Origin of the sequence: Tropicimonas omnivorans (assembly GCF_031846565.1) — a bacterium.
Taxonomy (GTDB): Bacteria; Pseudomonadota; Alphaproteobacteria; order Rhodobacterales; family Rhodobacteraceae; genus Tropicimonas_B; species Tropicimonas_B omnivorans.
In genome coordinates, this window is record NZ_JAVRHL010000003.1 from 460,065 (window position 1) to 477,450 (window position 17,386).

Consider the following 17,386-nt stretch of genomic DNA (forward strand, 5'->3'; position numbering starts at 1 on the left):
ACGCGGGCGCCTGGGAAGATCGGCGACGGGGTGCGCGGATCGTGGGCGTATAGAAGGTTGCGCAATTCGTGCTCTCCTCAATGCGCCAAAAGGATCGGAAGCTTCGCGTTTTGCAGAACATGCCGGGTCGTCCCGCCGAGCAGTTCCTCGCGGAACACGCTGCGCTCGAAGGCCCCCATGACCAGAAGGCCCGCCGAGAGGTTCATGCATTGCTGCAGGATGACTTCGCCGACGCTCTGGCGCCCGGCATCGGCGGTCACGCTGTCGACCGGAACGCCATGACGGGCGAGGGCCATCTCGACGTCGATCCCCGGCAACGCAGGCGTAAGGTTGCGGCTCGCCACGCGAAGCACGGTGACGCGGGTCTTGGTTTCGAGAATCTGCATCGCGTCTGCCACGGCGCGGGCCGAGGCGCGGCTGCCGTCCCAGGCGACAACTGCATGCTCGTGAATGCGCTCGGGGGCCCATCCGCGCGGAACCACCAGCACCGGGCGGCCGCTGCGAAGTGCGATCCGGTCCGGGTGCAGCTCGATCTCGCGGTTCGCGAGCACGGTATCGTAGCGCCCGACGACGGTGATATCGAAGAGACGGCCGTAATCGGCCACCGTGGTGTCCGAGCGGCCTTCTTGAGAAATCCAGTGCAGCCGCTCGCCGGGCACACGAGCGCCGACCGTCTTGCGAAACGCAGCCTCGACCTGGCCCTCATCCTCCGAGGCGAGGTTCCCCAGAAGATGACGCATATTCTCCGGGACCCAGTCTTGATGACGCAATCGCTCGATCCGGCCGGTATGCGCATAGAGTCCGGTCAGATGCGCTCCGTATTTCTCCTGCATCTGCAGCGCCGCACCGAGTGCGGCGTCCGAGCTTTCGGTCGCGTTAAAGGCGACGAGAATGTTGCGGACGCTCATGTCGACCTCCGGTCCGAGCCGTTCGTAGGCTCTGATGGTTCCCTTCTGGGCCGCGAGAAGAACACCACCACAACGACCGACAGCACCAGAAAGACCACCGAGAGCGGGCTTTTGAACAGGAAGAACGGGTCGGCATTCGAGACCGCGAAGGCCTGCCGCAGCGCCTCTTCGAGATTGGCCGCAAGGATGAAGGAGATCACGAAGGGCAGGGTCGGCACCCGAAGCTTGCGCATCAGGTAGCCGAGCACGGCGAAGGCGAGCGCGAAATAGAGGACGCCGAAGTTGGTTTCCTGCACGTAGATCGCGGCCAGCGTCACCAGCAGCACCATCGGCAACAGCACCTGGCGCGGCACCCGCGACATCACTCCGCAGGCGCGCATGATATGGGCACCGGTGAACCAATTCAGGATGTTAGCGAACATCATAGCGGTGAAGAGGCCGAATGCGATCACCAGTTCGGGGTTCACCTGCTCGGTAGTAAAGCGAAACACGGAGGGGCCCGGATTGAAGCCGCCAATCGATTCCGCCGCGAGGATCAGGAAGACGGCGGCGACGTTGCCGGGAATGCCGAGCGAGAGAACCGGGATCAGGTTCGAGCCGGACACGGAACTGTTCGCCGCTTCGGTCGCGGCGATGCCTTCGGGCGTCCCCTTGCCGAAGGGGACCGGCCCTTTGTGCATCCGCTCGCCGGTGGCATAGCCGAGCGTCGCCGCGAGGGTGGAGCCGATGCCGGGCAAGGCGCCGACGATCGTGCCGATGACAGCCGAGATCGAGATGAACGGCATCAGGCGGCGTCGGTCGGCAAACGAGAGGCGTCCAGATTTGAATTGCGGTCCGTCGGACGTGGCAATCGTGGTCCGGTTGCGCGCGCGATACATTTCCTCGAACGCGACAAGCACTTCGCCCAGGATCAGGACGCCGAGCACCGCGGTGATGAGCGGCACGCCGGACTGCATTGTCTCTGTGCCCAGGGAGAGGCGCGGATAATTGTCCTGCCCCGTCGCGATCGAGGCGATGAACAGACCCAGGAAGCCCGAGATCAGCCCCTTCATCGGAGACGATCCCACCACTGCCGCGACGAAGCTGAGCGAGAGGATGATCAGCGCCGCCTTCTCATTGAAGCCGAGATAGGCCTCGACCACGATGGCGAGGAACGGGGCGCAGGTGAACAGAACCAGGTCGGAGAACGTGTCGCCCGAGACGCTGGCGAAATGCGCCGTACGCAATGCCCTGTCGGCCTCGCCCTTCTTTGCCATCGGAAAGCCGTCGAGCGTGGTCAGCATCGCGTCCGGCGTGCCGGGCGTGTTGAACAGGATCGCGGGCACCGCGCCACCGACCGTCGCGCCCTTCATCACGCCGATGAGAAAGCCCAGCACCGGCAAGAGCGCATCGGGCGTGAAGCCGAATACCGACAACAGGATCGGCAGCGCGACCGCCATGAGGAACGGTCCGGCGAGCCCCGGTGTGGCGCCGCCGACGATGCCGACGAGAAAGCCGCCGGCGACCATCAGCACCGTCATGGGGATGCCGACACCGAGGATCGAGAAGGCCTCCGGCCCCAGGAAGACGGCAAGCACGCCGGCCCAGACGTATTCGAGCGGATCCATCTCACCAATCTCCGTTCGGCGGCAGCAGGATCGAGTCGAATGGCAGATCGAAGATCGCGATCAGGGCGGTCACGAAGAGTGCGGCAGCAAGGAGCCTCTTGGCGCTGACGCGGCCCTCGATCAGGGAAATCGTGCCCCAGACGAGGGCCGTTCCGCCGAAGGCGAAACCGAGGTATTTCCAGGGCGCCGTGCCGCGCATCTCGCGGTAGGTGCGTTCGCCGTCACCCAGCACGTCCCAGACTGCAGCCCCGAGCCAGAACATCGTCGCGAGCGACACGGCGACGATGACCGCGAAGCCGACGAAGAAGGCGAGTGTCGTGCCATCGAGCACAGGGCCGGGCCGATCGCTCGCCGCGCGGCGCCAGACGGTCACGAGCTGGATCAGCGCGCAAAGCATCATCCCGGCTGCCGAAAGGGCGGGAAGGAACGCGTCGCCGATGAAGGTCTGGCGCCGGAAGGTTTCGATCATCCCGGTGTCGATGTCGGCGGGAATCCAGACGAAGAGCGTGAGGGCGGAGAGTGCTGCGATCACGGTCGCGAGCACGAGTTCGGAACGCCGATCAGACATGGGAGCCTCTCAGGCAGGGATGCGATGTAAGCTGGCCGGACCGCTGCGCGCTCCGGCCGAAGGGCACGGTTACTCGGCGGATTCGTCGAGCAGGCGACCCGCGGCGTCGTAGCTCTCCTGCATCGCCTGCGAGAGCTCCTCACCGTTGAGGATCTGCGGCCCCGAGAAGGCGCGATTGGTGAGCGCGTTGATCTGGGTCTCCTCGTCCGTGACGATGGTCTCAATCGCGGTTGCCCAGGCCGTCTTGGCGTCTTCGGGAAGACCGGCGGGGGCCATCACCAGGAACATCACGCCCATGTCGTAGTCGAAGTTGAAGTCGCCGATCATCGGCGCGTCGGGCGACACTTGCAGCGGCTCGGCTTCGGCCGAGGTCAGGTTGATGAGATCGCCTGCCTCGACGCCCTGCGCCTGGGCCCCCGCGGACCAGGCGATGTCGACATCGTCGGCGATCACGGCGTTCATCCCGCCGCGTCCGCCCGAAGTCATGACGTTCGTGAACTCGATGCCGTTGTTCTTGCCCAGCACATATGTCGCATCGGCGAGTTTCTGGGTCATCGAGCCGACCGTGATCTGCTCGCCCGACTTGGCGGCCTCGATCACGTCGCCAATGTTGTCCCAGCCGCGGTCCGCCTTGGCGATGATGCCCATCTGGGTGCCGGTGATCGTCGAGAGGTAGTCGAAGCTCGACACGTCGAAACCGGGGTCGCGGGCGGCCTGGACCGCGTAGGTCGTGGCCTCGCTCACGCTGACGCCCACCGTCATGCCGTCAGCCGGTTCGCCGGCCAGATGCTGAGCCATCACCACGCCGCCGCGACCGGTGACGTTCTGCGGGATCACCTCCCAGTCGTAGCGCGCGTTCAGCTCCTCCGCGAGGAGGCGCGCGAGCGAATCCGCGCCGCCGCCCGCCGCGAAGGCGATCAGCATGGTCACGGGGCCCTGCGGCGACCAGCCGAGATCCTGTTCCTGTGCGTGCGCGAAGGCCGGGGCCGCAGCGATGGCAGCGGCCAGGGCCAGCGGTCTGAAGTTAAGTCCAGTCATGTTTTCCTCCCATGAAATGCTGAATTATCCGAGTTCAGATGGGGACGGGTGACGCCCCCATCGGTCCCACCTTCGACGCCGCTTCCGGTCCTCCGAACCGGGCGACGAGGGCATTCTGATCCGTCTTCGCTTCGCGATCGACTTCTTCGGGATCGCAAATCGCCAGCAACTCGCGTCGCATTGCTGCGCGGGTCGCTCCGTGTGCGGGATCGTCGGCGAGGTTTCGGGTCTCGCCCGGGTCGGCCCGAAGATCGAAGAGCTCCGGCGGATAGCCGACATACTCGTGATAGGCCCAGTCCGCCGTGGCGACGCGAAACGCTCCCGAGGGCGAAGCCACGGCGTGATACTCCGAAAAGACCACGCGCGTGCGGTCTGCGGGCTCGGTGAGAATCTCGAGCAGCGAGCGGCCGACCCAATCGTCAGGTGTCGGCGCGCCAAGGGCCTGTGTCACGGTCGGTGCGATGTCGAGCAACGAAACGGGCGTCTCGCACAGCGTTCCGTGGGAAATTCCGGGTCCGGCCGCGATCAGCGGAATTCGGGTCGACTCGCCGTAGAGCAGGCTCTTGCCCCAACGGCCGCGTCGGCCCAGCATCTCGCCGTGGTCCGAGCAGAACAGGACCAAAGTGTCGTCGCTCTGGCCGCTGTCCTCCAGCGCGTCGAGGATCCTCCCGATCTGCGCATCTACAAAGGTGCAGAGCCCGAAATATGCGGAAATGCCGAGACGCCGCTCGTCATCGGTCTCGAACTCGGAATCGTTGTTCTGGAAGGCGTCCATCCGGTCGAGCCAGGGATGCCGGGCATGCCCGGCGACCGGGCGGAGATCGGGCAGCGGCATCTCCTCGGCCGGGTAGAGGTCCAGGTATTCCTTGGGAACGACCAGCGGAAAGTGTGGTGCGACGAAGCTCGAGAACAGTATCCAGGGTGCAGTTCCCGAGCGTTCCCTGACCTCGCGCGCAGTCTCGTCCGCCACGCTGATGTCGTAGCGATTGTATTTCGAGCAGCCGGCACCGACCGCCCCGATCATCCGCGCGGGGTGCGGCGTCTCGGGCAGTGGGTCGCGGACCGACCCCCAGACCTGTCCGATCCCCTCGGCAATGTGCAGCGGCAAGACCTGTTGGCTGAATCCGGTCGGGTCGGTCTCCGACCGGTAGTGGAGCTTGCCGATGCTGATCGGCTCGACACCTGCCTCCTGCAGGGCATGGGTCCAGCCGGGAACGCGCCCGTCATAAGCCGTTGCATTGTCCCAATAGCCGGTCTGGTGAACGTAGCGGCCCGTCGCGAAGGCGGCTCGGGCGGGCACGCAGATCGGGCTCGGGGTGTAGGCATTCGTGAACCGGCAGCCCCGCTCGGCGAGGCGGTCGAGGTTCGGTGTTCGGACCAGTGGGTGCCCGGCGCAGGACAATGCCGCGGCCTGCATCTCGTCGGCCATGATCAAGAGCACGTTCGGCTTTTTCATCCTTGCTCTCCTCCCCTCGACCCGGTTCCGGTCGCATAGTTCCTCGGATATAGTTTATGCTTCACTGTAGATAGTAAATCAACAATAATGTTGAGTATGCAACAAAGTGGAGGGGTGGCCATGTATCTCGACGCCGATGCGACCCGCGAAAGGCTGCGCGCTCTTTCCGAGCTCGAGACAAGGTTGTCCTTCCGGGTCTCTCGGCTCAGCAAGCTCTTGGACAATCACGCCACCAGAGAGCTTGCCGGCAAGCCGCTCAACCTAACCGGCTACCGCATCCTGATGGTGTTGAAGATCTTCCGGGAGACGAGCGCAGCCGAGCTCTCGCGGTTGATGGTGATCGACAGGGCTCAGGTGAGCCGCTCGGTCGCGGAACTGACCGGCGCCGGGTTTCTCGTCGAGCGTTCGGATCCGACCAACAAGCGGCGCAAGCTGCTCAGGCTATCGGACAAGGGCAAGCGAGAGCTGGGCAGTGTCAGGTCCAAGTTCGAGGCGCGCCAGAGCCTGTTCGAAGAACTTCTGACAGAGCGGGAAATGGAAGGCCTTTACGCTGCGATCGACAAGCTGTCGCGGCATTTGGCGCGGGAAATGGACCACCCCGAAGCGTTGCCCACCACTGGCGATGGAAAAGAGCAATAGGCCGCAACCGGCGAGATCAGATCGCGGGCTGGTGTTGATCGGGAGCGGCCTGTCCGATGGCTGCAGGGCCGCCGATAATGGCGCAAGGTGCATCTGGTCATGGACCCGGCCACATCTGACATCCGCGCCGTCGAATGCACCCCCAGCCGCGACGACGACAGCCCAGTGCTGCCCGACCTGCTCGGCCAAGTCCCCGAGGACGAGCAGATGGGCACCGTGACGGCCGATGGTGCCTATGACACGCGCCGCTGCCACAGGGCCATCATCGGGCGTGATGCTGTCCCGTTCGTCGGGCGATCCGTCCCCCGGACGGATCACCGATCCTCCTCACTCCCGATCCGCAGGAACGGCTTTCAGAACTCTTTCGCACAAGTGTCGCGCAAAATTGACCGTTTGCGCGTCGTACCGGAAGCCGCTCTTCGTCGAAGGTTGGCTTGGTCCATATCGTCGACTTTCACCAGCCGATTTCGCTTCACGCTCCCACCAATGACCGGTTCGGGGAAGCTGCGACGCGGCGATGGTCAGCCCGGCGATTATCGGGTTAGGGCCGGAAAAACGCTGCCACTGACCTGTTACGGATCAAAGATTGCCGTGTTGCTGCAAGTGCCATCGGGGTCCTTTGCGAACCCGTGACTTTTTATCAGGCCTACATACCAGGTGCGATGATTCTGCTCCTGCGCGTGCTCCCCGAAGGGATGAGGCCGCAAACAGAACGTGGCTGGTTCGGCGATTGGCGTCGGTCGTCTAGGCGAGCGGTCGCGCGAGCGCGTCGTCCAACGTCACGAGGCGGCGGCGGTCTTCATCCCAGAGCTTCAAGCGCACGCAGCGCAGGCTCTCGGCCAAGGTCAGCCGCTGTGCGCCGTCGAGGCCGGGATGGTCGCGCACGACTGCCGGGAGGCGATAGAACGGAATCCGGCTGTTGAGGTGATGCACGTGGTGCAGTCCGATATTGGCCGTCAGCCAGTGAAGCGGCGCCGGGAGGTCGTAGTGCGAGCTGCCGTGCAGCGCCACCTCGTGAAGGTCCCAGTCCCGCTCGTGTTCGTATAGCGTGTCCTCGAACTGATGCTGGACGTAAAACAGCCACACTCCCACCGTCGCGGCGAACAGGGTCGTCGGAAGAAACAGCAGGAACACGGGCTCAAGGCCGCCGAAGACGATGATGACTCCCAGGGCTACGGCCACGGCGACGTTCGTACCCATCGCGCTCACCCAGTAGCGGGCGCCGGCCCCCATCAGTCCCAGCGGCAGACGGTTCTCGAACAGGAACACCCATGCCGGTCCGAGGCCGAAAAGAACCACCGGATGCCGGTACAGTCGGTAGCGCAGCCTGCCCAGCGGGGATTGCGCGCGATACTCCGCCGCCGTCATCGTGTAGACCTCGCCCGGGCCGCGTCGATCGAGATTGCCGGCTGCCCCGTGATGGATCGCGTGGATGCGGCGCCAGACGTCGTAGGGCGTCACCGTCAGCACCCCGAGTGCGCGGCCGACCCAGTCGCCCAGAGTTTTCCTGCGAAAGAGTGAGGCATGCCCACAATCATGCTGGATCACGAAAATACGCACGAGGAAAGCGCCGTTTAGAAGCGCGATGGCCACGGCAAGCCAGCGGCTCACATCAAGGGCCCACCAGCCCAAGGCCCATAGCAGCAGGAACGGTATGAGCGTCACGGCAATCTCTGCCAGGCTGCGGCGGTCTGACGGCTCACGGTAGCGCGCGAGAATGGGAACCCAGTGCCGCGCTTGCGCGGCTGCATCGCTCGTATGTGGGGTGGTCATGGCAGGGGTCTCCGGGGGCAGGCCCAAGGCCGTGGGCCCGAAGCACAGTAAGTAAGGTACGCTGTTGAGCGCATGGACAGTCGTGCGACGTTCGAGTCTCGCCAAGCTTGATCCCGCCATCCGAAACGCGCCAATGACGTTACGCACGATCGGCACGGGCAATGTAACCTTGGTGTGGACAGGTTCGGGATGCCCGTCATTCCTAGCTAGCGCATCACTTACGGTGCCCAGTCATACAAGGGTTCGCCTGCGACGATTGCCTCAAAATATTGCGACGGCTGCAAAGGTATGGCTGAGAACGAGCTCGGCAACGGGCGCCGGCATTCCGACCATGTTCCCCCAAGGGAAGGTCTGCCCGCAAAGCGCTGGCCTCTTGTGATCTTCGTATACTACGGGTGGATATGCAGGGCCGCTTCGGTGAAGCCGCGCTGTGGCATTCGGACACGCTGCGAACGGCAGGTAAGGTTCGGAAGCGACGGCCGTTGGCTTCGGCTGATGATCCTGTCCTGCCGCACTGCCGCAGGTCCGCATCGAGCGCACACCGGTCAAATTGATGCGCCTCTACTCGTGGGCAGGAACCGCATTCGGTAGGACGAGGGAGCCAATCCGGTCCGACTGCGGAAGTGGTGGCGCAACCCGTGCGCGGAGCCAAAGCCAACGGCTTGCGAGACCCCCTCGATACTAAGGCGACCCTCGCACAAGAGCGCCTTGGCAGCCTCTACCCGCTCCGCGATCAGCCAGTCGCCCGGCGTGGTGCCGGTTGCGTCGCGGAATCGGCGCAGAAAGGTGCGCAGGCTCATGCCTCCGTCCTGAGCCATGCGTTCGACCGGCCAATCCTGATCCAAGGTCTCGCGCATCCGGTCGAGAAGCGGGGCAATTCCGCCAGTTGGGTGGATGGGCACCGGGCGCTCCAGGAATTGCGCTTGGCCACCCGTCCGGTGGGCCGGCACGACCAGGCGGCGCGCGACCGAATTGGCAGCTTCAGGGCCAAAGTCCTGTTTGACGATCTCGATCAGGAGATCGATGCCGGCGGCGCTTCCGGCCGAGGTGTAGACACGGTCATGGCCGCGATAGAGCGACGCTGCATCGACGCGGACCTCGGGGAACCGGGCCTGCAGCGCGTCGGCATAGCGCCAGTGCGTCGCGGCGGCCGCCCCGTCGAGCAGGCCGGTCGCGGCCAGCACGAATGCACCAGAGCAAATCGACACCAGTCGAGCCCCACGAGCGTGCGCCGCGCACAGCCGGTCGGCCAGAGCCTGCGGTACGACCGCGTCCGCACCTTTCCAACCCGGAACGACGACGATGTCTGCCTCGTCCAGCAAATCGGCTCCCCGGTCGGGAGTGATGCTGAAGCCGCCATGCGCCCGCAGCGGCCCCGGCTCGATTGCGCAGCTGGCAAAGCGATACCACCCCGGCCCCATCTCGGGCCGGTCCAGCCCGAACACCTCGGCGACGATACCAAATTCGAAGGTGCAGAGACCATCATAGAGGAGGGCCGTCACCACCGGACCGGTGGCGTTCGGAGGAGCGGATCGGTTTGGCAGAATATTTACGAAGGATGTCATTTCCGCCAATTGCCATGAAAGGCCGCACTTCGCCATATCCTCCTGACAACTTGAAAGGATGTTCCATGGTGTCCGCCGTAACAGAGGTCCCCGCCGCCCCCAGCGACGCCGCGCGCCAGCATTTTGCCGCTGAGTTCACGTTCGAGACCGACTGCTGGGACGTTCATGACGCTTTGACCAAGGGGGCGGATTTCGTCCTGCTGGATGTGCGTGGTCCCTCGCTCTACGCCGCCGGACATATCTCCGGCGCCGTCCTTCTGCCGCACGGCAAGATCACCCGCTCGAAAATGAGCGCGTGGCCCGAGGACACGATGTTCGTCACCTACTGCGCTGGGCCGCATTGCAACGGGGCGGCTCGAGGCGCGCTGCGCCTGGCCCAGCTCGGACGGCCGGTCAAGATCATGGCGGGAGGCATCACGGGGTGGATCGACGAAGGGCTCGAATTGGTCACGGACGCATGATCCTTCGGTGTGCTCAGCCAGACGCTGGCGGCCACCTTCTATCGCTGATCCATGACCACGCCGCTTTCGAACGCGGCGCGGCGGTACTGACGGCAGATGTTCTGGACGACGTGCTGCTGTGTCCCAATCCGCCGGTTCACCTGTTCGTGGCTTAACGGAGGGATTGGTCGGTTATGCCGCGCTGACGTTCGACTACGCACACTGACACGGTGCGCGGACTGGGCATCTGGACTGCCTGTTCGTCGCCCAGCCATGCCGTGGGCTCGGGATCCGCGGCAGGCTTCTCGCCAAGGTCGTTCAGTCGGCCCGCGACGCCGAAACCCTCTGGCTGGAATGGCAAAAACCGCAATGGAACACGGCGGCCACGAACGTCTACCTGCGAAATAGCGCGGAGATACTGGAGAAAAAGCGCTTCCGCTTATCCTTCTGAGCGTCCGCATTGTCCGCAACAGCCCTCATCCAGCCTGTAAAGAATGCTGCGCAATGCACGAACGGCCCGTTCGGTGAAGCGGCACTGCAGCGCCGACCTCGGTCTTGAGGGTCCGCTCAGGGCCGTCAAAGCGCTGAGCGCGTCGCTACGCGTGCAAATTCGGCCTGGCGCGCTCTGGTCAGTTTCCGGCTTGAAGCGGGCATGCGGCGCTCTGGCGTGCCGCGTAACCACCCTGGTGGGGCCAAGTGCCCGGCCGCCTCTCGCGCGGCGTCGCTTCCGGCCCAGACCGGACGTTCGCCGAAAGCCTCAACGCTGCAGTGCGGCTATCCTGAGGCTGCCATCGGCGCCACTTGGTCTGGTAGGGCAAGGTTCGCTGAGCGGGACGAAGCCGCCATTCATGCCAGGCGGATGAGGGCCGCGGTTGCGGGAAACCCGCCGCTGAGTTCGATGATGCCGGAGCGCCGCAAACCGGTTTCTCAGGACTGATCAAGCTCAGAGACGAGCGTGGTGAGGTTGTCCAGGGAAGCAGACCATCCGCCGCGATAGTCGTCGAACAGGTCTGTCCCGACGAGGCTCGTGATCTGTAATGTGACGCGCAGGGAGCTGCCCGTATCGCTCTTCGAAATTTCATGACTGCAAAGCGAGATCGACATCGTCTGACCGCCGACAACCAAGGTTTCCGTGAAACAAAGGAACTCGGGCGTGACGACATGAAAGAGGCCGGTGGTGTTGAACTCGGGTGCATCCTTCGGGCCACAACGGGTTTCCTCGCGTCCGCCGGGCCGACAATCATACTCGTCAATGATGACGACACGTTCGTCATCCGGCGCAGACCACTTTTGACGCAGATCACGGTCGGTGATGACATGAAAAAGCCGGTCGGGCGCGCAGGCAACTTCACGTTGCAGGATCAGGGTTTCATAGTCAGCCATTGCTGCGTTCCTTCTCAACGTGTTCGGCGAGAGCGGATAGACGGTCGAGACGCCTTTCCCAGATGCGCCGTTGCTGCTTCAGCCAGTTCTCGGCCTGCGCGATCGCGATCGCCTCGATATGAACGGTCCGAACGCGACCCGACTTCTCGGAGCGGATAATCCCTGCGGATTCGAGCTTTCCGAGATGCTTCAGAAAGGACGGAAGTGCCATGTCGTGAGGCTCATACAACTCCGATACCGGCGCGGGGCCGACCATCAATCGCTCGACCACAGCACGCCTGGTGGGATCGGCAAGGGCGGAGTAGAAGCCATCCAGATTACTAGCCATATGGCTAACTAAAATGATGCACCACTTCTGTCAAGAAAAGTTAGCCTGACAGTTAGGTTTTTTGTCTTGGTCTGCGCCTCGGACAGTGAGGAACGCCGGTCTCTGGCGCAGTATTTCAACGTCTGCCGGCAGCGCAGCAACCGTCCATCTAGGCTTGAAGCAGCCATACGGCGGCGCGGCAAGGGCAAGCCGCTGGTCCTTCCCCGCGCGACGTCGCTCCCGGCCCTGAGCCGGCATTCGCAAGGTGGTCATCGCGGCGACGCAGCCGTCCCGAACCGGCCTTACGTCGCACGCAGCATTCTTGAGTTGGCAGGGGCACCATATACTAGTCTGTCTCTCGGTTCAGAAGGTGATGCTGAAACCAAGGACGCAAATCAGCAGCGTCATGGCTGTCAAGGCGACAATGCGCGTCTTCAGGTTCGCCTCCTGTCCCGCCACGATCCGCCAGGCAATTGCGGTCAACACACCGACAGCCAATGGCGCTGCCGCAGCCCAAAGTACCAAGCCCTCGAAACCGCGCTGCATTCCGCAGCCTGCTGGGTCAGACTGGCAGCTCTGGCTTGCCCAACGCAACGACAAAGCACCGAGGCTACCCATCCCTGTCAGTGTCACAACGACGGGAACGACTGGCCGTCTGGGCAAGGCGATAAGAGAAGCAGCGACAGTTCCTAGAACAGCTGCTGCTATCAATGCTGCGATAAAGCTCATACGCCCCCCACTTCGGTCCCGGTTCAACGCTGCGGCCAGGGCAGGATTCCCGCTATGGCTCCATTGCCGCGGTCGTGACTGGCTTCGGCCTTCAGTAGAACCAGGCGTTGCCGTCACCCAGTTTGCTTAGACGGGTCGTATGGAAGCCGCAAGTTCGGCCCTTTGCGGACCTTCCACCCGATGCCCAACGCTGCGGTGCGGCTCCTCCGAAGCGGTCATCCGACGTGTTGCGCGTTGGACGCGCGCTCATCACCCACGCCATCCTCGGCGGGCGCGGCCGAACGCCTCGGGGGCCGGCATCCTCTGGTTCCCTGCTGATACGAGCTACCTGACGGCGATGTCCGATCTGCCTAACGAAAACGTCCACGACTATCCCCGTCCGCCCCGTCTTGAGGCGGTGCCGCACCGTGTGTGCATCCGCCTGGGGGACCGGACGATCGCCAACACCACCCGCGCCCTCCGGGTTCTCGAAACCCACCACGCCCCGACCTACTATCTCCCGCCCGAGGATGTCGCGGCAGACTTCGCTCCGGCCAGCGGCGGAAGTTTCTGCGAATGGAAGGGCCAGGCGCGCTATTTCGACGTGAGCGCGGGAGGGATCCTTGCCCCGCGCGCAGCCTGGAGCTACGCGGCGCCCTCCCGCGCCTTCGCCGCCCTCGCAGACCATCTCGCCTTCTACGCGGGGCTGATGACGTCCTGTTCCGTTGGCGGCGAGCCGGTGATCCCGCAACCCGGTGACTTCTACGGCGGCTGGGTGACCGCCAACCTGACGGGACGGCCCAAGGGCGCGCGCGGGACGGAGCATTGGTGAGCGGCGGAGACAAGCGCTTCGGCCGCCCCGTTCCTTCCCGGCGGCTCTCCCGACTGATGCGGATGGGGGGGCTGGCCGGCGGCCTCGCCGGCAGCGCCGTGGCGGGCGGCCTGAGGCAGGCGACACGCGGGCAGCGACCTCGCATCGGGGAGCTGCTGATGACGCCCGGCAATGCCCGCCGGATCGCGACCGAGCTGGCCAGGATGCGCGGCGCCGCGATGAAGGTCGGACAGCTCCTGTCGATGGACGCGGGCGACGTGCTGCCGCCCGAGATTGCGGCCATTCTCGACCGCCTGCGCGCCGACGCCGACCCGATGCCGCCGCGCCAGCTGCGCGACGTTCTCGATGCCGAGTGGGGCCGTGACTGGATCCGGCGCTTCGAGACCTTCGACGTCCGCCCCATCGCGGCCGCCTCCATCGGCCAGGTCCACCGCGCCCGCACGAAGGACGGGCGCGACCTCGCCCTGAAGATCCAGTATCCCGGTATCCGCACGAGCATCGACAGCGACATCGCCAACATCGCCGGCCTGATCCGATGGTCCGGCGCGGCGCCGCCGGGGCTGAATTTGCGTCCCTTGATGGAAGACGCCCGCCGGCAATTGCACGAGGAGGCCGATTACGCGCGAGAGGGCCGCAGCCTCGATCGCTTCGCCGCCCGCCTCTCCGGATCGCCAGATTTCGCGGTCCCACGCCGGCATCCTGATTTCTGCACGCCGAACGTCCTCGCCATGGATTACCTTCACGGCCAACCGATCGAGACCCTCGCCGACGCCCCGCAAGACGTTCGCGACGGGCTCGCCGCGCGCCTCGTCTCGCTGGTCCTTCGCGAGCTCTTCGAATGGGGCGAGATGCAGACCGATCCGAACTTTGCCAACTACCTCGTAGACCCCTCGACCGGGCGGATCGTCCTGCTCGATTTCGGAGCGGTCGGGACCCTGCCGCCGGACATGGTGGCGGCTTTCCGCGACCTCTTGCGTGCAGGCCTCGCCCGCGGCCGCGATGCCGCGCGCGCGGCCGCCAATGCCATGGGCCTGATCGGCGACGCCAACCCGCCCCGCCACCGGGAAACGATCCTTGATATGTTCGACACCGGCATGTCGGCGATCCGCGACGATGCGCCCTTCGACTTCGGCACCAGCGACCTCGCCCTACGCCTGCGCGACAGGGCTCTTGAGATGGGCGTCGAGCGCGACACTGCCCACATTCCTCCGTCCGACACGCTCCTTGTCCAGCGCAAGGTCGCCGGAACCTACCTTCTCGCCGCACGCCTGCGCGCCCGTGTCGATCTTGGCGAAATCGTCGCGACCTACGGCTGAAATACTCCGGGATCTGCGCCCGCTCGCTCAGCCGGCGCGGCGGCCCATACAGAACCTCGGGCGCGCTTTACCCTTGGGTCTGCGATTGGGTCAAAGTGGACCACGACGGTAGAAGAGCCACAGGCCACTCTCGGCCCAGAACGGACCTTCGCTGATCTGGCCATCGCTGCGCCGCGGCTTCGGCACTACGGCCATTCGCATGTGTTCGCAGCGTCAGAGGGCTCACGGATCTCGGCCGCGCGGGGCGTAAAGGAATCTGGTCTTGCCCCCGTTTCGCTGGACACTCAGGCAGTTGCGGTTGATCCAGTGCGAGGAGGCGGAGACGAAGGGCTTCAAGCCAGTAGATTAAATTATTGTTTTTGTGCCAACATTCCATAACGACGTTGATGTACCCCACAACACATGCTCCTGCATGTCTGCAATTGCATCGGGAAGGTTTATAGATTATTACAACGGAAACGGCTCAATAAATGAATTTCGCGGAGGACAGTTTGGTAACGATCGGAATACGAGTTACACCTAAAAATATAGTAATTGCGATATATGACACAGTGGCATCAGAAGTTTTGAATGTAGAGAATATCGTTGTTCCGATCGCATTCGACCCCCCTGACTCGTTGAAGTATATACGTAGCAACCTTCTCGACATAATGCGAGAATTCGACGTCCAGAAGGCAGGAATTCGCGCGACTGAGCCGAGCGCCCAAACCAAGAACATTGATCGAATACAAATCGAGGGGGTGATACTGGAAGCGTTCGCGAGCAGCACACTGGACGCATATTATATTGGACACATCTCGTCGATTTCGGCGAGGATCGGAATCGAAAGAGCGCGATTCAAGCCAATGGTTGAGAACCGCGAAGCGCCCGACGTAGAGAATTGGGCCGACATGACAAAAGAAGCCCGTGAGGCAATTCTGTGCGCTAAGGGGGCAGAGTATGCTTAAACCGCACAATCGCGCCGAAGTGAACTTTACTGCCATCCGAGAAATTGGGCACGAAGGCCGCAACTCCACAACGCACGTAGTTCATGATGTTCAGCTCGACGCTAACATCGTGATGAAATGCGTTCCCAAAGCGGATATTTCCGATGCAAACGAATACTTCTCGGAGTCAAGAAAGCTCTACGCCACCGCGCACCAAAATGTCGTCCCGATAATTTACGCCTGCGAAGATCCAGGCCACATATATATAGCGATGCCTTTTTTTGAAAATGGATCTCTAAAAGGTCTGATGGAAGACCGTTTTTTGACTGTCCGCGAAATCGTGAGGTTTGGATGTCAACTTTTGGCAGGTATACACAATATACATTCGAAGGGACTGATACACTTCGACATCAAGCCAGACAACGTGCTTCTTTCGAATAGAAAGGAGGCAATGCTCTCAGATTTTGGTTTAGCCAAGCAAATGTATCTTGGCGGGGCCGAGCAGAATTATTTCTATCAACCAATTATTGCCCCAGAAATTTTTGAGGGCCCGGATCGCGACATTCGCTTCGATATTTATCAATTCGGGCTACTGCTTTATCGCATGTGTAATGGCGAAGACGTGCTGCGCGAACATTTTGCACAGTTCCAATCCTCTAACGAAATTGCTTATGCTATTCGTGGTGGAACTTATCCAAATCGATCAACGTTCCATGAACACATCCCGGATAGACTTCGGAAGGTGGTCGTGCGATGCTTGGAAGTCGATCCGGACGATAGGTTTCAGTCCGCCCTGGAGGTGGCAAACGCTCTGGCTACCGTAAGCCGCTGTTTGGACTGGCGTTTTGAAAAAGGTCGAGAAGGTAAGGTATGGAAGCGCATTGACGGAGCCACAGAAAAGACATTTTCGGTGGCAACGGATGGAACTACGGAGTTTGTATCTTACAAGGGAGGCAAATCACGCCGCAATAGGGAGCATTGTTGCGACAGGATGACTGACGCACGTGTTCGGCGTGTATTGAAATCTGAGGGATGACCAAAGTAAAAAAACAGACCGGAAAGTTGATGACCAAAGTAAAAAACAGACCGGAAAGTTATCGTAAGCGTTCGATTGAAGCGCCACAAAAACGCATAACTGATGATAAAACTAAGGCCGAAGCTCTGAGGAAGTTCCTAAACGCCCCAGTTACTGAACGCTCCTACATCGATATGCGGAAAGTAGGCTCGCAGAAATAGGGGGTCGTATGCGGGTGAAATGTGGTGAAATTTAGTTGACTTTTCTTGCTGGGTTAATTGGTTTTGCCTCCATGCGCAGAGGTCAGCCGTTTGATCACTTCGGCTGATGGAGCGGCTCCACTGGAATGGTCCACATGGAAAGGACCAAATAATGGCTGTGAAGCGAAAGAAGCCGGAAGACCTCGTCCCGAGGTTGCGGCAGGTCGAGGCCCTTCAAGGCCAAGGTCTGTCTGTAACCGATGCGGTTCGTTAGGTCGGCATCACACAGCAGAGCTAATACCGGTGGCGCAGGCAGTATGGCGGCATGATCCGCTGCACAAGGTCCGCGGCCCAAAATACGCATTCTTCTGACCTCGCGGAATATGGCCCAAGCCAATAGCGTTGCCTTGTCAAAAGACTGTATCAGAATCTCCAAACTTAAAGAGAATGAGCACTCGCGTTCTCAGGATGCGCATCTAAGAACTCGCTGAGCATTCCGCTGCTCTCGTGGAGGCTGTAGGTGTTTCGCGATGGGACTCATTCACCCAACTGGCACCTCAGAGCACCGGCGTTGGTCCTGCGATGTCTTAATTTTCAATCAGCTGAATGTCTGCATCCTCAATTTCCTCGAGTGATGCGCTGCTGCGCCGCAAGTCTGCTTTCCGTGACCACGATAGATTCACTTGCTTTTGCAGCGAACGACCG

The 17,386-nt window shown here is 62.4% G+C and carries 18 protein-coding genes and 1 pseudogene; 9 read left to right on the plus strand and 10 right to left on the minus strand.

Annotated features, from left to right (window positions below; genetic code table 11):
* Window positions 1–77 precede the first annotated feature (77 nt).
* The 5 genes from RM543_RS12750 to RM543_RS12770 all read right to left on the minus strand — a co-directional run bounded on the left by RM543_RS12750 (window position 78) and on the right by RM543_RS12770 (window position 5,577).
* Window positions 78–908, minus strand: a complete 831-nt coding sequence (locus tag RM543_RS12750) for a universal stress protein (protein ID WP_311692224.1) — start codon at window positions 906–908, stop codon at window positions 78–80.
* Window positions 905–2,515, minus strand: coding sequence for a tripartite tricarboxylate transporter permease (locus RM543_RS12755; RefSeq protein WP_311692227.1), 1,611 nt, complete (start codon window positions 2,513–2,515; stop codon window positions 905–907). The genes RM543_RS12750 and RM543_RS12755 overlap by 4 nt, the downstream gene beginning before the upstream one ends.
* A 1-nt stretch (window position 2,516) precedes the next feature.
* Window positions 2,517–3,083, minus strand: a complete 567-nt coding sequence (locus RM543_RS12760; protein ID WP_311692229.1) for a hypothetical protein — start codon at window positions 3,081–3,083, stop codon at window positions 2,517–2,519.
* A 69-nt stretch (window positions 3,084–3,152) separates the two neighbouring features.
* On the minus strand, window positions 3,153–4,121 hold the full coding sequence (locus tag RM543_RS12765) for a tripartite tricarboxylate transporter substrate-binding protein (protein WP_311692232.1): 969 nt from the start codon (window positions 4,119–4,121) through the stop codon (window positions 3,153–3,155).
* 34 nt (window positions 4,122–4,155) lie between these two features.
* Entirely contained in the window at window positions 4,156–5,577 is a 1,422-nt protein-coding gene (locus tag RM543_RS12770; RefSeq protein ID WP_311692235.1) for a sulfatase-like hydrolase/transferase, read from the minus strand.
* A 120-nt stretch (window positions 5,578–5,697) separates the two neighbouring features.
* Between RM543_RS12770 and RM543_RS12775 the strand changes: the two genes are divergently transcribed.
* Both RM543_RS12775 and RM543_RS12780 read left to right on the plus strand, forming a co-directional pair.
* Entirely contained in the window at window positions 5,698–6,216 is a 519-nt protein-coding gene (locus RM543_RS12775; protein WP_311692237.1) for a MarR family winged helix-turn-helix transcriptional regulator, read from the plus strand.
* A gap of 78 nt (window positions 6,217–6,294) precedes the next feature.
* Window positions 6,295–6,567 (plus strand): annotated as a pseudogene (locus tag RM543_RS12780) (transposase); the annotation flags it as partial.
* Between the two features lie 393 nt (window positions 6,568–6,960).
* Here the strand turns inward: RM543_RS12780 and RM543_RS12785 are convergent.
* A complete protein-coding gene (locus tag RM543_RS12785; RefSeq protein WP_311692239.1) occupies window positions 6,961–7,989 on the minus strand; it encodes a fatty acid desaturase in 1,029 nt (342 codons plus the stop codon).
* A gap of 545 nt (window positions 7,990–8,534) precedes the next feature.
* Window positions 8,535–9,554 carry a transcriptional regulator FtrA gene (gene ftrA, locus RM543_RS12790; protein ID WP_311692241.1) on the minus strand — a complete coding sequence of 340 codons (1,020 nt, stop codon included), beginning with the start codon at window positions 9,552–9,554 and terminating at the stop codon, window positions 8,535–8,537.
* Window positions 9,555–9,619: 65 nt separating this feature from the next.
* Here ftrA and RM543_RS12795 point away from each other — a divergent pair, with 65 nt between their 5' ends.
* From RM543_RS12795 to RM543_RS18985, 3 genes are all read left to right on the plus strand, one after another.
* Window positions 9,620–10,015 carry a rhodanese-like domain-containing protein gene (locus tag RM543_RS12795; RefSeq protein WP_311692243.1) on the plus strand — a complete coding sequence of 132 codons (396 nt, stop codon included), beginning with the start codon at window positions 9,620–9,622 and terminating at the stop codon, window positions 10,013–10,015.
* Window positions 10,012–10,170, plus strand: coding sequence for a hypothetical protein (locus tag RM543_RS12800; protein ID WP_311692245.1), 159 nt, complete (start codon window positions 10,012–10,014; stop codon window positions 10,168–10,170). The genes RM543_RS12795 and RM543_RS12800 overlap by 4 nt, the downstream gene beginning before the upstream one ends.
* A gap of 71 nt (window positions 10,171–10,241) precedes the next feature.
* Window positions 10,242–10,445, plus strand: coding sequence for a GNAT family N-acetyltransferase (locus RM543_RS18985; protein ID WP_432280469.1), 204 nt, complete (start codon window positions 10,242–10,244; stop codon window positions 10,443–10,445).
* A gap of 476 nt (window positions 10,446–10,921) precedes the next feature.
* Here the strand turns inward: RM543_RS18985 and RM543_RS12805 are convergent, their stop codons facing one another.
* The 3 genes from RM543_RS12805 to RM543_RS12815 form a co-directional block, all read right to left on the minus strand.
* Window positions 10,922–11,377, minus strand: coding sequence for an SRPBCC domain-containing protein (locus tag RM543_RS12805; protein WP_311692247.1), 456 nt, complete (start codon window positions 11,375–11,377; stop codon window positions 10,922–10,924).
* Complete coding sequence (locus RM543_RS12810) at window positions 11,370–11,705, minus strand: ArsR/SmtB family transcription factor (protein ID WP_311692249.1); 336 nt, start codon at window positions 11,703–11,705, stop codon at window positions 11,370–11,372. The genes RM543_RS12805 and RM543_RS12810 overlap by 8 nt, the downstream gene beginning before the upstream one ends.
* 342 nt (window positions 11,706–12,047) lie before the next feature.
* Window positions 12,048–12,230 (minus strand): hypothetical protein, encoded by a 183-nt coding sequence (locus RM543_RS12815; RefSeq protein WP_311692251.1) that lies wholly within the window; start codon window positions 12,228–12,230, stop codon window positions 12,048–12,050.
* A gap of 520 nt (window positions 12,231–12,750) precedes the next feature.
* Here RM543_RS12815 and RM543_RS12820 point away from each other — a divergent pair.
* The 4 genes from RM543_RS12820 to RM543_RS12835 all read left to right on the plus strand — a co-directional run bounded on the left by RM543_RS12820 (window position 12,751) and on the right by RM543_RS12835 (window position 16,702).
* On the plus strand, window positions 12,751–13,224 hold the full coding sequence (locus RM543_RS12820) for a DUF427 domain-containing protein (RefSeq protein ID WP_311692253.1): 474 nt from the start codon (window positions 12,751–12,753) through the stop codon (window positions 13,222–13,224).
* A 56-nt stretch (window positions 13,225–13,280) separates the two neighbouring features.
* Window positions 13,281–14,540, plus strand: coding sequence for an ABC1 kinase family protein (locus RM543_RS12825; protein ID WP_311693356.1), 1,260 nt, complete (start codon window positions 13,281–13,283; stop codon window positions 14,538–14,540).
* A gap of 939 nt (window positions 14,541–15,479) precedes the next feature.
* The gene (locus RM543_RS12830) at window positions 15,480–16,502 is read left to right on the plus strand and encodes a serine/threonine-protein kinase (RefSeq protein WP_311692255.1); all 1,023 of its coding nucleotides are present in this window, start codon (window positions 15,480–15,482) and stop codon (window positions 16,500–16,502) included.
* Entirely contained in the window at window positions 16,499–16,702 is a 204-nt protein-coding gene (locus RM543_RS12835; protein ID WP_311692257.1) for a hypothetical protein, read from the plus strand. The genes RM543_RS12830 and RM543_RS12835 overlap by 4 nt, the downstream gene beginning before the upstream one ends.
* Window positions 16,703–17,386: the final 684 nt, after the last annotated feature.